The organism is Chryseobacterium sp. SIMBA_038 (assembly GCF_046535115.1).
In the GTDB taxonomy this organism is placed as follows: Bacteria; Bacteroidota; Bacteroidia; order Flavobacteriales; family Weeksellaceae; genus Chryseobacterium.
This window is the reverse complement of sequence record NZ_JAWRXH010000390.1, coordinates 1-242: the sequence shown is the minus strand read 5'-3', so window position 1 is coordinate 242 and position 242 is coordinate 1. Positions and strand designations below refer to the sequence as shown.

Sequence of the window (242 nt, the reverse complement as noted above, 5' to 3'; positions counted from 1 at the left end):
CTTACCTGTACAATTAAATATTTTTAATTTGGACCTATTGTAAAGACTAATTTAGCATTATAGCTTGTAGCAGGAATTGTTACAGAAACTCCGCTTATCTGTAATTGTGTATTAATACCCGAAAAAGAGACACTGTTACCAAGTCCTAGAACTCCGGCGAAATTTATGGTTAAAAATGTAGCATCTACTCCCTGTGGGATTTCTATGTAGGTAGTTCCACCATTGATGGTAGCGGTACAAAG

The 242-nt window shown here is 36.0% G+C and carries 1 pseudogene; it reads right to left on the bottom strand.

The features are described 5' to 3' along the window. Positions 1-23: 23 nt before the first annotated feature. Positions 24-242 (bottom strand): annotated as a pseudogene (locus tag SB689_RS24010) (hypothetical protein); the annotation flags it as partial.